At 48.0% G+C, this 13,672-nt stretch carries 12 protein-coding genes, 1 pseudogene and 2 other annotated features; of the genes and pseudogenes, 3 read left to right on the top strand and 10 right to left on the bottom strand.

All coding sequences use genetic code 11. The features are described from left to right. Window positions 1-544: 544 nt before the first annotated feature. A pseudogene (locus ODZ53_RS21830) lies at window positions 545-838 on the top strand (c-type cytochrome); the annotation flags it as partial. A gap of 58 nt (window positions 839-896) precedes the next feature. On the opposite strand, the gene ODZ53_RS21825 reads toward ODZ53_RS21830, so the two are convergent. The 5 genes from ODZ53_RS21825 to ODZ53_RS21805 form a co-directional block, all read right to left on the bottom strand. Then, entirely contained in the window at window positions 897-2,456 is a 1,560-nt protein-coding gene (locus tag ODZ53_RS21825) for a hypothetical protein (protein WP_372679987.1), read from the bottom strand. Beyond that, window positions 2,425-2,982, bottom strand: coding sequence for an RNA polymerase sigma factor (locus ODZ53_RS21820; protein WP_372679985.1), 558 nt, complete (start codon window positions 2,980-2,982; stop codon window positions 2,425-2,427). The genes ODZ53_RS21825 and ODZ53_RS21820 overlap by 32 nt, the downstream gene beginning before the upstream one ends. A gap of 66 nt (window positions 2,983-3,048) precedes the next feature. After that, window positions 3,049-4,575: a YcdB/YcdC domain-containing protein gene (locus tag ODZ53_RS21815; protein WP_372679983.1), complete on the bottom strand. Its 1,527-nt coding sequence runs from the start codon at window positions 4,573-4,575 to the stop codon at window positions 3,049-3,051. 234 nt (window positions 4,576-4,809) lie between these two features. Then, entirely contained in the window at window positions 4,810-6,354 is a 1,545-nt protein-coding gene (locus tag ODZ53_RS21810) for a 2-isopropylmalate synthase (RefSeq protein ID WP_372679981.1), read from the bottom strand. Between the two features lie 64 nt (window positions 6,355-6,418). Continuing rightward, window positions 6,419-6,652, bottom strand: a binding site (T-box leader). 42 nt (window positions 6,653-6,694) lie between these two features. Beyond that, window positions 6,695-6,963: a binding site (T-box leader), on the bottom strand. An 81-nt stretch (window positions 6,964-7,044) separates the two neighbouring features. Next, window positions 7,045-8,412 (bottom strand): MFS transporter, encoded by a 1,368-nt coding sequence (locus ODZ53_RS21805; protein ID WP_372679979.1) that lies wholly within the window; start codon window positions 8,410-8,412, stop codon window positions 7,045-7,047. Between the two features lie 149 nt (window positions 8,413-8,561). Between ODZ53_RS21805 and ODZ53_RS21800 the strand changes: the two genes are divergently transcribed. Then, window positions 8,562-9,443 (top strand): LysR family transcriptional regulator, encoded by an 882-nt coding sequence (locus ODZ53_RS21800; protein ID WP_372679977.1) that lies wholly within the window; start codon window positions 8,562-8,564, stop codon window positions 9,441-9,443. A 49-nt stretch (window positions 9,444-9,492) separates the two neighbouring features. On the opposite strand, the gene ODZ53_RS21795 is transcribed toward ODZ53_RS21800, so the two are convergent. Both ODZ53_RS21795 and ODZ53_RS21790 read right to left on the bottom strand, forming a co-directional pair. Beyond that, complete coding sequence (locus ODZ53_RS21795) at window positions 9,493-9,672, bottom strand: hypothetical protein (protein ID WP_012684743.1); 180 nt, start codon at window positions 9,670-9,672, stop codon at window positions 9,493-9,495. Window positions 9,673-9,693: 21 nt separating this feature from the next. Beyond that, window positions 9,694-9,924, bottom strand: coding sequence for a YneF family protein (locus ODZ53_RS21790; protein ID WP_012684742.1), 231 nt, complete (start codon window positions 9,922-9,924; stop codon window positions 9,694-9,696). Window positions 9,925-10,085: 161 nt separating this feature from the next. Between ODZ53_RS21790 and ODZ53_RS21785 the strand changes: the two genes are divergently transcribed. Further along, window positions 10,086-10,862: an N-acetylmuramoyl-L-alanine amidase family protein gene (locus tag ODZ53_RS21785; protein WP_012684741.1), complete on the top strand. Its 777-nt coding sequence runs from the start codon at window positions 10,086-10,088 to the stop codon at window positions 10,860-10,862. 14 nt (window positions 10,863-10,876) lie between these two features. On the opposite strand, the gene prpE is transcribed toward ODZ53_RS21785, so the two are convergent. From prpE to ODZ53_RS21770, 3 genes are all read right to left on the bottom strand, one after another. Continuing rightward, entirely contained in the window at window positions 10,877-11,701 is an 825-nt protein-coding gene (gene prpE / locus ODZ53_RS21780) for a bis(5'-nucleosyl)-tetraphosphatase PrpE (RefSeq protein ID WP_372679974.1), read from the bottom strand. A gap of 174 nt (window positions 11,702-11,875) precedes the next feature. Then, on the bottom strand, window positions 11,876-12,505 hold the full coding sequence (locus ODZ53_RS21775) for a response regulator (protein ID WP_016742803.1): 630 nt from the start codon (window positions 12,503-12,505) through the stop codon (window positions 11,876-11,878). Between the two features lie 7 nt (window positions 12,506-12,512). Beyond that, the gene (locus ODZ53_RS21770) at window positions 12,513-13,661 is read right to left on the bottom strand and encodes a HAMP domain-containing sensor histidine kinase (RefSeq protein ID WP_372679971.1); all 1,149 of its coding nucleotides are present in this window, start codon (window positions 13,659-13,661) and stop codon (window positions 12,513-12,515) included. Window positions 13,662-13,672: the final 11 nt, after the last annotated feature.

The raw sequence follows: 13,672 nt of genomic DNA, 5'->3' as shown, positions 1-13,672 counted from the left end.
CACATAATACTAACCTTAGGTTGTTGCTGTAGTGGTGGGGAGAAAACAGGAGAAAACGCTCAGCTTCTAGGGCCACCTGCTGAGGGATTGACTGCACGACTCCATGCAAAAAGCGAAACCGCGTCCAAAGTGGTCCCTTCCTCGAAGTTATTTCAGAGGTGGACGCTTAAGAGCGTGTTTCGCTTTTTGCATTCCGTCTCGGTCGGCGTCCCTAAGATCTTCGCTTATTTCTCCTGTTTCCTCTACGAACCTTCCGTGTAATCCTATTTTTAAATGCCCTAAAGATTGAAGAATGTAATCAGCTACGCCAGAGGAGAATATTTCCAGACGTAGCGACTTGTGGAGTCCTACCAAGCGGAGAAGGGATTCGCGGGAAAAAGAAACGCAACCGTGCCCATGCAACGTAGCCGCTACCACTTTTGCGTTTCCCCGCGAATCCCTTCGGAGCGGACAGTCCCAACCCTCAGCAGGACGGAGCCTGGAGCCTAGTCTGGAAATATTCTTCTCCCCACTACAGCAATAAGCAAGTGATAACAAACTCTCCTACTCAAGCTGCCATGGCAATGCCGGGCTGGATTCGACCTCGTCATTGACAGGAGTTACCGCCGTCGATCCGCAGTACATCGCCCGCTCTGACAAGGTACTGACAATTGAGGATCGGATCAACGGTTTTTTTCAACGATGCATGAATGGTAAACCATTGCCATGCAACAGTGATGAAATGCGGGCAATGGTCGCTCATCTTATTTACATCGCTACAAATCGACCCTGGCTCATGAAAAGTGATACGGGCATAGCGAAAAAGGTCACCTGCACAAAGGTGACCTTTTTTGGCTAGCATGTGTGATTCGTCCCGCATTGGAGATAATGGCGCGTTCTTATCCTTCACTCTTTGTTTAATCAAGATAGCTCGCCATTGCCTTTGGTTCCAAAGGCACATAGACTAGCGAAGGGGTCTCTTGACCTTTCACCCATATATAAGCAAGCTGTACAGAATGGTTTTTCAAGTAGGCTCTCGCTGCTTTTTCTGGCTGCATCTCTTGCTCGTCAGTCTGCGCCATTGAAGTTTTGCTGGATAAATCCTTCTGAAAGCCGATCACCTTTCCGGTTTGGGAGTCGATGTCAACCGTGTACCCATGTACATGATTCTCCGGACGCTTTTTTCCAGACAGAGCTTTGAAATAGATGCGGTATGTAGGTGAATGGAGTTCAACTTTGATCACTTGTAGCCCCGTAGTTTCCGAATCCAGATATTTTTGAAGGAATGAAACGGCTGTATCGGTCACAACAGCAGCATCCTTCGCTTCAGCAGAAGGGGAGGTTGGCGGATTCACATACTCGAATCCAGTGACCTCACCTGTCAAATTGTTCGCCTGAAGAGAAACAGAACTGTTCTTGCCCACCTTCCAATGATAGGTAGTCGTACCCTTGTCGCCCTCCACTTTCCACAAGCTTTCTCCTTCTACCGTGAAATCAAAATTCGTTTCCAATATTCTCATGGCCTCTTCTTTATTCATAGCAATCATTCTCGTTCCAACGCCACTCACCTTGTAATTCTTGCCCCGCAATTGGTTATATTCCCTCTCGACTCCAATCAATTGACCATCTTTGGCATCTACAAAACCCATCAGGTCAGGATTGTAGCTGATGTTCTGCGTGTCTGAATAGAAAAGCGACATGACGTCGGCTAGAATGGACTCCGCCTCTACTTTAGAAATCGTACGGGATGGATCAGGAAAGGTTTGTTCATTTCGCTCTCTTATCTGAATCTGGCTAGCAAGTACAGATTTTCCGTTGTTGGCTTCATCCAGCATCACGATGTAGTGATCATTGATGAACGGAATCCCGTTTACGGTACGCGCAAAGACAAATTGCTTTTGCTTTGTATCCGACAAGGAATCTACAAACTGGTAGGAGCGACTATCCTGTCCAACCATTTGCTCCAGATAGGCAGCTGCTTGGTCATGCGGGGTAGTCGAGGTCGCTTTGCTGTAGGGAGCCGTTGTTGTCATAGTAGAGCTCTCCTTAGAAGATTTCTCTCCTATTCTCGACTCTTTTGTAGTAACTCGTTTTTCTGGCCCCGCTATCTGTTCTTTTTTTACCCCAACCGCAGGAGGTACCGGTACACTTTCCTTGGTATTTTCAGGAGCTATTTTTTTAACAGTCATCGGTTCAAAACTCGGAGGAGACAACTGGTCCGGTGACGAGTGCCTTGGTTCTTCTACGTCAGTTGAAGGAAGAGCGAGTGAAGCTCCCCAGGCAACCAACAGAAAAAAGGCAACAGCCTGAACACTCTTGATCATTCGATTGCTGACGATTGACTGCTGATCCATTTTCCTAGCTTTCGCCGCCAAAGCCACTCTTAACCGTTCCTTTGCTTCCATTTGCGGTTTTGGAGCATATTGATTCAATTCTTTCATTCTCTCATGTAGGATATCTACGTCTTTCCAATACATGTGCTCCCCCCTCCTTCCGTCCCCTTTCCTCCATCTTTTGCTGAACGAGTTTGATGGCCCGATGATAATCTACCTTGGCTTTGGACTCAGAGATACCCAGGAGCTCTGCTGTCTCTTTCACGCTGTGCCCCTCAATAGAACGTAAAATCACAACCATGCGATACTTGGGAGGAAGCGAGAGAATCGCATCTCTAAGCTGGCGGTCTCGCTCCTTTTCCATATAAATCTCTTCTGGCAAGCCATCCTTGGTTGGAAGCTCTTTAAACCAAATATCCGCGAATATTCTCTGGAATTTTTTGCGTCGATAAAGATCAATGGCAGCATGCTTGGCAATGGAGAATATCCATGTTTTTATCTGCACTCTTCCGTCATACCGAGGCAATGCCTGCAACACCCGCGTGAATACTTCTTGGGTGATATCTTCCGCGTCGTTTCTGTTCCCGATAAAATGATAGAGGAAATAATAGATGTCCTGATAATAGGTTTCGACAAGATCATGAATCCGCTCTTCATAGCTCCCATACATCTGCTTCCCTCCTTTACACAAAACAAGTGTGCTTGCTCCATTATTGAAAGCAAGCACGGCACTCCCTTATTTCTTCTTTCTTGGGTTTTGGATAGACTCCCCAGTCAGGGCGTCTACGTACTCTAACATATAGTCATTCTCTTGTGGCTTGTAAACCAGTATCGTGGACTCCGAACTTTCACGGTCTATGACCGGAGCATAGTACATCAGTTCCAATGGGTGATGCTTCAGATACTCTTTGGCAGCTTTCTCTGGTGAGACTGCCTTGGCTGGATCGGGATAGGTGACTGCGCTGGGATCGAATTCTCCAAACAGGCCCATGAGTTTGCCTGTCTCACTGTTAATCTCAACTCTATAAGATTGATCCCCAACCGGGATGCCTTTTATCGTGTTGAAAAAATCGAAGAAGTAATGATCGGATTGCTTCAGTCGGAAATCCTTGTCCAGTACCACTGCTTTTGTATCGGTATGCAAATAAGTTTGTAGCACTTTCAGGGCTGTCTTTTGAGCTTCTTCGATGGATACATTTTTGCTGGGCTCTTTAGAATCGTCCTCCAAATACAGAGCAACGACTTGACCATTCGTGGTTTTTACTCGTACGCTGGCGACTTGATCCCCTTTTTTCCATTGAAATTCCTTCACATCCCCATTTGGCACATTTTTGGGGACCATTTCAGTAAAAGTAGCTCCGGTTGTGTCAAAGCCAATAAGATTTTTCAAATGGCTCGCAGCTTCATCCTTATCCTTTGCAGTCAACTTTTGGCCCTGCGGCGAAACTGGAATAGCAGGAGCTGAAAGATTGGGTTCATGGTAAAATCTTGCATGTTCAGTCTCGACTGATTTACCCGACTTGGCATCCAAGAATCCGGACCAGGAGACCTGATAGGTCAACATCAAGCCACTGCGGTTATTCGAACGATATACAGGTGTCATCAGTCCTGCGACTGCTTTTTCTGCCTCTTCTAAAGACATCGCTTCTTCTGGTTTCGGAAGGGAAGCAGGATCAATCTGCTTGGAGATCTGCCCAACGTTGCTGATCAGAGAGACGACCTCCCCATTCCCATTCAGACCCAAAGACATTTTTTCATCATGATGCGGAACCCCGTTTATGACTAACCGATATGCGGGACCGCCCAATTGCTCTGACTTTTGCGGATTATATTGGTACATCTTCGCCGCGTCTCCCAGTAAAGCTTTCAAAAATGCATCCGCTTTTTCCTTCTGGACGTCCAACGGAAGCTCCTTGTCATCCGGTTCATCTGTCTCATAACCAAAGCTGTTGATGTCCCCTGTCTTCTTGTCCAGAAAAATGACCATCCGGGGAGTTTTTTTACCGTCTCCCTTTTTTCGTTCTACCATGACAGCATCGCTTGTTTCATCTATGTCCATTTTCTGAACAGTGAGCTCTTTCATATATGGCAGTAGCTCTGACAGCTTGTCGATTGTTTTTTGGGCCATGGCCTGCGCTGTCGCATCCACCGCCACTCCCGTATGGCTGGCTGAAGTCTTCCCAGCTTGAGCCGCCCATGCTGGCGTGGCTGTCAGAAGAGTTGCCGCCATGACTGACATAACTGCCCGATTCCATTTTTTCATCTATTCTTTCCTCCTCAGATTTGTTTCCTGCTTCTCATTTGCATTATTCGCACGAGCTTACAAAAGGTTACATTTTATTTCCAGTTTCCTCCACAAAAAGACAATCATCTGAACAGCGACTATCCGTCAAACAATCGGTTTCCCCGGTCAAACTATGGTTACAAACATACAAAAAAACCTTGCTATGGTGATAAAACAGCAAGGTTTTCAGGCTGACTTTTTATGTTTTGGCTCTTAGCTAGCCCCGGCTGTTACAGCCTTTGCTTGATGATCACGCACCGCCTGATTGCTCGCTGCCATAAACGCCTGCGCGACCGCCATCAGTACATCTCGATGCTCGGCAACTCCTTTAAAATGACTTCCGTTGGCGCTGACCGTCACGATCGCTTCGCCTGTCGCATGCTCTCCCGACGACAATGAATACAGCTCCATGTCCGTAAACTCCACATCGAACGGCAGTGCCTGCTTGATGCCTGCCACCAATGCCTCAACAGGTCCTTCTCCCGTGCCAGAGTATGCTTGTTCTTCTCCTGTTACATTGTTCGTAATGGTGCAGGAAGCCATGCGATGTCCGGATGTTCCGGTGAGTACTTGCGCATTTACGAGTGTGAATGGCTCCAGTACTGCGTTCACGGTATGTCCCACGAGTTCAAGCAATTGATGATCCTGAACAACTTTTTGCTTGTCAGCCAGCTCTTTAAATTGGACGTACAGTGTCTCCATCTGTTCATCGGTCAGCTGTATCCCGAATTCGTTTACACGGTGCTTAATGGCATGGCGACCGGAATGTTTTCCGAGAATGATCATGTTGCGAGGCACGCCCAATCTCTCCGGGTCCATGATTTCGTAGGTGCTGCGCTCTTTTAAGAGACCATCCTGATGAATTCCCGCTTCGTGTTGAAAGGCATTGCGACCGACAATTGGTTTGTTGAAAGCAATCGGGAAGCTCATGGCACGGCTCACCTTTTGTGAAGTGGTGTAAATGTACTCCGGTCTGATGCCAGTCTCGGCATCCAGTGCTTCTTTGCGCGTCTCAATGGCCATCACCAGCTCTTCCAAGGAGCAGTTCCCGGCTCGCTCACCGACCCCGTTGACCGTTACTTCGACTTGGGTGACACCGGCACGAATCGCAGCCAAACTGTTTGCAACCGCGAGTCCCAGGTCATTATGGCAGTGTGCACTGAACTCTACCTTGTCGCTGCCACGAACGTTTTTCATGACACGAGTGAACATAGCTCCATACTCTTCTGGCAGTGCGTACCCTACCGTATCGGGGATGTTGATAATGGTAGCCCCTTCTTCAATCGCTGCCTCAATCATCTCAAACAGGAATTCATCACCTGTACGAGTCGCATCCATCGGCGAAAATTCGATCCTGTCTACAAATTGTTTGCTATACGCAATCATCTCGCGGGCGATCTTAATCACCTGCTCTCTCGACTTGCGGAGTTGGAAGTCCAAATGAATACTGGAGGATGACAGGAACATGTGGAGTCTGCGACGCTCTGCCGCTTGTGTAGCCCGAACGGCAGCGTCGATGTCCTCTTTCACCGCACGAGCAAAGCCACAGATTTCCACGCCGTGAACCTCTTGCGAAATACGTTGCACCGCCATGAAGTCACCAGGGCTGGAGATGGGAAAGCCCGGTTCAATGACATCCACACCGAGGTCTGCCAAATGCTTTGCTATCACGATTTTTTGCTCAGGCGAAAGAGACGCTCCTGGCGCTTGCTCTCCGTCACGCAGTGTCGTATCAAAAATATGGATTCGTTTTGTCATGGGTATTGCCTCCTCAATTTTTAGTCGTTTTTTTCGTAATAAAAAAAGCCCACCGTCTCCATATACAAGAGACGACAGGCTTTTCGCTGCCGCGGTACCACTCTCGTTGATCCCCTCTTTTTCAGAAGAGAATCCACCTCGCTGTCCCGATGACGTGGGACGATCCGTCAAGGTCTACTGAACGTTTTCAACCTTGCCGCTCCCGGGTGAGATTCGAGCATTTCCTGACTGCGTCGCACCTACCCGCAGCTCTCTGGACAAGAAATTCGCTTTACTAGCTCCCGTTCTTCGCATTTGTTCTATGTCGTTATGAAAATCAAAAAAGGCCTGCCGTCTCTATCGAAGAGACGACAGACCTTGTCTATCGCGGTACCACTCTCGTTGACCCCAGCTGTTCGCCAGAAGTCCACCTCATGTACTGATCCTAGTCGATCAGCACAACCCGATCACGGAGGTTAACCGTCAGAACTTACTTCTCGATGCAGCGCTACATCTTGTTCAGTCCTGCCGCTCCCGGGCGAGCTTCACTGGCTTCTCTGACTGCGTTGCACCGTCCCGCAGCTCTCTAAACAGATCAAACCACTTACTGTTCCCGTTCTTCGCGTTATTGTTATTATTGTTTGAAATTTTATTTGATTTATATCCGGTTGTCAATGGAGGCTAGTAATAAAAATAATTTTAATTAGCAAATTAATTGAGCCCTCTCATCGAGCTGCGGCTGAACTGTCTGTAATAAAGGCAAGCGAGACCCAGTATCACGAGCACTAAAGCGGAGTAAATATTGCTATAGACCGACGCTCCTGGATAGCTATTGAGCAGATTCCAGCTTACAGCAGCTCCTCCATCAATCGACTTGCCGTACAGGGTAGCTGCAAGTGCACCTGCAATAAAGTTCAGCATTGCCAACAGTCCCATCCCGACGCCGATCTGTTCCTTTGGTAACGACTGTGAGATTGCGTTTGACATCGAAATCATCATAAACGATAGTCCGACATTGCCAAAAATCAGAAAAACGGCAATGAAGAACGGGGAAACCCCCGCAAAGGAAGAGAAAAGGACAAAGCTGCTCAAAAGTAGCACAGACGCTGTGTAAAATAAATACGAATTCCCTTTCTTATCTGCAAGAATCCCAGCCTTTTTCCCCAAGAACGCGGTCACAATTGCTCCTGGTACCATGACAAAGCCAATGAGCCCCGGTGCCAGATGATTCACATCGGCCAACAACTGTGGACTAAGAAAAGCGAACGAATAGCCGCTACCTATCATCAAAAAGGCAATGACCAGCCCGAGCGAATAGCGTTTACTCCGGAATAAGCCAGGGCGAATAAATGGTTCTGCAGTCGTCCGAATCCTTACCAGGAACAGAAGGAATGAGAGGATGCACCCCAGTGCGAGCAACAAGCTCTGATTCGTAATAGCTAGCAGAAGCAATGCAATCGTTATGGCGAGAAGCCCACCACCGATCCAGTCCATTTTGACGGCTTCCCGCTCCTCCTCCTCCAAATACTTACGGAAAAAAGGCACGGCAAAGAGTGTGAACAACGGCATGCAGAACAGCCATCTCCAATCGAGCAGACTGACCAGCAAAGAGGAAAGAACGGGACCTAATGCGCTACCGATTGCCATCCCGGTCATGGAGATTCCTAGAGCTCGGCCCCTACTCTCTGGGGGAAAATAACGCACCGGAATAATGGAAGACGTCGCCGGAACAACAGCAGCTCCTGCTGCCTGCACAATTCTCCCAAAAAGCACCATGCCATAATTATCGGCGAAAAAACCGATAACGGAGCCGATGGCAAATAGAATCAATCCGAATGTAAGCAAATGCTTGAGCTTGTAGGAATCAGCTAGCTTTCCGTACATCACGGTTCCAACCGCATAGATTAACAAAAAGGCAGACGTCACCCAACTTACTTGGCTAAAGGATAAATGAAACTCCGTCCTGATTTGCGGTAACACGATATTGAACATCGTAGCACTCATCACCGTAATCATGAGCGTAAACACGAGTACGCGAAGAACTTTTTCAGCAGATTGTTGTTGTGGTTCGGTTTGCATATTGGAAAGACACCTCTCGTTATCACCGATTTCTTCCCGGGAAGGTGATTGTTGGCCTTGCTAGATGTAGTTTATAATGATTTTAAAATAAACAAAAATATATCTTCTGACATGTAGTTGATATACCTGAGTATATGGAGTTGAATCGAATGGAATTGTTGCAATTGCACTATTTCCGAACAGTGGCCAAGTGGCAGCATATGACGAAAGCCGCCCAAGAGCTGCGGATTGCTCAGCCTGCTCTCAGCAAAACCATTGCTCGGTTGGAAGAGGATGTCGGGGTTCCGTTATTTGATCGCGAGCGAGGACGAATTCGGCTAAATACATTTGGGAAGGCGTATTTGGAGCGTGTAGATAAAGCACTGAACTTGTTAGAGGAAGGTCAAAAAGTCGTATCGGATCTAGCCGGAATGGAGCATGGTCGTATTCATCTGGCAACGTCGACCTTGGATCTATTATCAGAACCGTTGGGCAAGTTTCTCGCACTCCATCCCGATGTGCATTTCCAGATCACGCAAGCCACCATGGAAGAAATGGCACTCCTTTTGGAGTCAGGCGAAGTGGATATTTGCTTCACGCATTTGCCGATCAAGCTACCGGATATTTTGACAACGCCTGTATTGAAAGAAGATATTCATGTAGCTGTCCCACGCACACATCACTTAGCCAAGCAAACCAGCATTCAACTAAGCGAGCTGGCTGAAGAGTCCTTTATCGGCTACCGGGAGGACTTTCCCATCCAAATGCTGTATGATCAGTTCTTTCAAAAAGCGGGGGTTACCCCCAAATTCGCTTGTCGGGTAGATGATCCCGGCTCTATCAAAAAGCTGGTCCGGGCAGGTCTTGGTATCGCCCTCTATGGCTGTATCAGTCGAGAGGAAGACCCTCACCTTGTCATGCTTCCGATCAAACACCCGATTTGCCAGCGATATTTTCAAATGATTCGCCACGAAAAAAGATACCTCTCCCTGGCAGCACGCCAGTTCTGTGATTTTATCGTCCAGTATTTTGCTGATTCTCTTGAAAAATAAGTCCCTTTCCAACAGAAAAAAGCCTGGCATCCTTCGCCAGGCTCTTCCCCTACTCTTGTTTTCTTTTTTTCATACGTAAAATAATGCCGTCAATGAGCAGTCCAATCCCCGCTCCGTAAAAAGGGGCCGCAAACCGAGTTCCTTCGGCAAGCGGCAGGTCTTTCAAGTACACGATAAACACACCGACAATAAAACCGATCATCGTGTAGCGCAGCCGGGTCGCCCCCATCAAACGACACTCCCTTTCACGCTACTTCCCGAATTTATTTGGCATTTTCATGTTTTTCATCGTACGACTCATTTGTTTGAGCTGCTTTTGATTTAGATTCATCCCCATTGAGCGGGCCATGGCTTGAAGCTGCTTGTCGTCCATTTGCATGTTGGACATTTGTTTTTTCAATAAATAAGTCCCTCCATAAAATCCACCAGCGAGACCGATTAACAATGTAACAATTGGAATTACCCAGTTGTACCAAGCCATCAATACATTACCATCCTCTATACGTAATTATGAACTCTTTTATTGTACCATAGTTGAGCTATCTTCTGTAAATTGTGATTAGAAAACTTGGAAAATGAGAACACTGCCCTCAACAACATCCTTGTCTCAAGCATATTCTAATAGCAAGAGGTGAAACAACCATGACTCCAATTGTGATTCTGGACGCTGGACACGGTGGCAGCGATCCAGGCGGAGGTAACAACACGCAATTTACCGAGAAAGATATGAATTTGCAAATATCGCTTTACCAATATAATCGCTTTTTGGCTCTAAATATTCCTGTCGCGATCACACGGACAACCGATGTGACTCTGACAAGTGAGGCTCGGACTGCTCTGGTTCGAAACAGCAGTGCTCGCTACTGCATATCCAACCATATTAACTCAGGTGGCGGCCGGGGCTCCGAGGTCATTTACTCGATTTATGGCTCCCCAACCTTTCCCCAATTGATCCAGGATGCCCTGACAGCGGAGGGGATGCCGAATCGACGCATTTTTACGCGGACTCTGCCAGATAATCCGCGACTCGATTACTACTTCATGCACCGGGAGACTGGTAGCGTGGAGACGGTCATCGTCGAGTATGGCTTTGCCGACAATGCGTTGGACGCAAATAAACTACAGCAGGATTGGCGAGATCTCGCGGAAGGGGTAGTCCGGGCATTTTGCACGTACGCTAAACTTCCCTACCAGCCCCCTACGACACCTACTTCAAATCCAAAACCTACTACAGCACCTACCCTTGCTCCCACCACTTCTCCCGGAAACGGCGCTGACTGGAAGCAGGAAGCCGTCAACTGGCTGTATGATCAAGGCTTTTTAACAGACGAACAATGGCGTCAGCAGCCTGACCAACCTCTGCCGCTCTGGGCACATGCTGTCATCCTGAAGCGTTTATTCGAAAAGCTCAAACCGTAACATAATGTCTCCGTTTAATCTTCTGCCTTAAAACGGGTCAGCGGCGTATCCGTTAAACCCGAATAGTTTCTTTTTGCTGGCACACTCACCAATTCGTCCTCTGGATAGCGGTAGGCGGTTAACTTTCCGCCGAACACACATCCTTGGTCGATGTTGATGGTGCCATTTTTTCGTTTTGGTTCTGGATGCGGATCATGTCCCCATACGATGATGGGCGAAGTCACTTTTCGTTCTTTTGCCCATTCTCTGCGGATCGGGCGCCCATCCGGCCCTGTCCCTGCTACATCGCCATATCGGCAAAACGTGTAGACCGCAGGCGAATCCATCCCTATGTAAACATCGCGAATCCCCGCATGAACGGCGACCGCTACTATTTTTTCATTTTGTTTGATGATCATGTGCGAAGGAGAAGAAAATAGTAATCTACGGCTCTGCTCACGCAGTAAGGAGGCCTTCTTCGGTCCGTATTCTTGCTGATACAACCGAATCTCCTCTTCTACCTTTTCATCTCCGTGAGCCAATGTCACTGGTCTGCCATCCAACCAGCGGGCTACTTTCCACCCGTGGTTACTATCTACCATCTCAGCCAGGCCTGCCGTGACATGCTGGTGAAAAAATTGCAGCATTTTGATTGAGTAAGGTCCACGACTCGTGATATCACCGAGGGAAAGGAGCTTTCGGCCGTGGGGATGGCGATATGTACCGTCTGGGGCTCGTTCATATCCCAAGCGTTTGAGCAATTCTATAAATTCGTCGTAACAGCCGTGAACATCCCCAACGATATCCACACCATTGTCAGCCGAAAGCACCTTGGAGCGTGTTTGAGGTTTGTGCCTCATAGCCCGTCCCTCCTTTCCGTTATCTCTCATTCGTTACTTACTATCTTTACCACATCTACGAAAAAAACTCACGGTTTGCATACAAGAAAACGGTTTAAACAAGTAAACACGCGAAAAAGCCCCTGTTTACTGAGGAGCTATTTGGCGCGTTTACTTATACATGATGCTATGTGATTAACCTAAGCTATGTGTATGGACGTAAATGGCCGCTTGCGTGCGATCCTCCACGTTCAGCTTGGCAAGAATGTTGCTGACATGAGTCTTGACTGTTTTGATCCCGATAATCAGCTCATCAGCAATTTCTTGGTTGGACTTGCCCTGACCGATTAGCTTCAAAACCTCCAACTCGCGCGGCGTCAGCTGTTCATGTGGATGAGACTCTTGACCGTGACGGAAACGGGCCATGATTTTTCCTGCTACCCTCGATTCCAGAACTGGTTCACCCGCCGCAGCTGAGCGAATTGCTTTTGCAATCTCGGCTGCACGCGAAGTCTTTAGCAAGTAGCTGAATGCCCCCGCTTCAATGACCGGATATACCTTTTCGTCATCAATAAAGCTAGTCAAGACAATAACCTTACTGGAAGGGCAGCTTTCACGAATACGTCGAGTCGCTTCCACACCGCCGATGCCTTCCATGACCAAATCCATCAGAACGACATCTGGGAGCAGTTCTTGCGTCATTCGCACCCCTTCTTCCCCACTGCCTGCCTCTGCTACGACTTCAATATCGTCCTCTGTAGACAAATAAGCAGCCAGACCCATCCGAACCATTTCGTGATCATCTACCAGTAGTACCCGAATCACCGAGCCTTCACCCTTCCCGTTCCGTCTGTAACACTATAGGAATACGCACCTCAATTTGCGTCCCCTTCCCAATCGCCGAGTAAATCTCCATGGAGCCTCCAACCTCTGCTACGCGCTCTTGCATGCTACGCAAACCGTAGGATGTCATTTTCTCCCCATCCGGATCAAAACCAACACCGTCATCCGTTACTCGCAGGCGAACCTGCTCTTGCAGTGTAAATAGCTTCACTGTAATCTGGGTAGCTCTGGCATGCCTCAATGTATTGGACAAGGACTCCTGCAAAATACGGAACAAATGATCCTCAATTCCACTCGGCAAGCCTTCGACGTCTTCGATCTCCCAAGTGAGCTGCATGGTATTTTTACGCGTCAGCTCATCTAAAAGTTCCAAAATAGCTTCCTTCAATGACTTGTTTTGTAACGTTGCCGGGCGAAGGTGCAAGAGCAATGCCCTCATCTCTGCTTGTGCAGCTGCTGCCATCTCTTCGACCAATTCAATCTGTTGGGCTGCACGCTGAGGATTTTTTTCGACAAGCCGCTTCATCGCCGCAGTCGTCATGGCGATGGCGAACAGCTGCTGGCTGACTGCGTCATGCAGTTCTCTCGCCAATCTCTGTCGCTCCTCAGTTACTGCTGCATGCTTTAATTGCTCTGCGAGAGCCGCATTGTGGTTCGACAACCGCTGCAAAGATGCTACTTGCTCTTCCCATTGCGAAGCCAAGCGATTGATCTGCCATCCTAATTCGCCGACTTCATCGACGCCCAATTCGGGAACCCGATATGACAGCATCCCGCGTCCAAGCTTCATGGCAGCTTCCCACAGTACACTGAGTCTTTTTTTCAACAAATTACCGATGATATAGGAAATGATCAATGCCACTAAGACACCTGCCGGCAAAGAAACAACAAAAGCAGCAAGCTGAATCAAGCCCTCTGGATCGGTAGGCAGATTGATGCCTATATATTCTGCCAGCCACTTCACAAGGTTGCGGTCGCTCATTATTTCGTTGTACCACCGATGAATCCCGGGGTGATCTTTCCATAAAAAGTATAGCCAAAAGAAACAAATAAACGCGGCAGTAATTGCACTGACGGCCAGTAACATGCCATAGCGCACGTATTGCCACTGAATACTTGCCAATCGCTGTCGACGCATCCGCCAGTACC

The organism is Brevibacillus sp. BD137, assembly GCF_041644655.1.
GTDB lineage: Bacteria > Bacillota > Bacilli > Brevibacillales > Brevibacillaceae > Brevibacillus > Brevibacillus brevis_D.
This window is presented reverse-complemented; position numbering and strand designations above follow the sequence as displayed.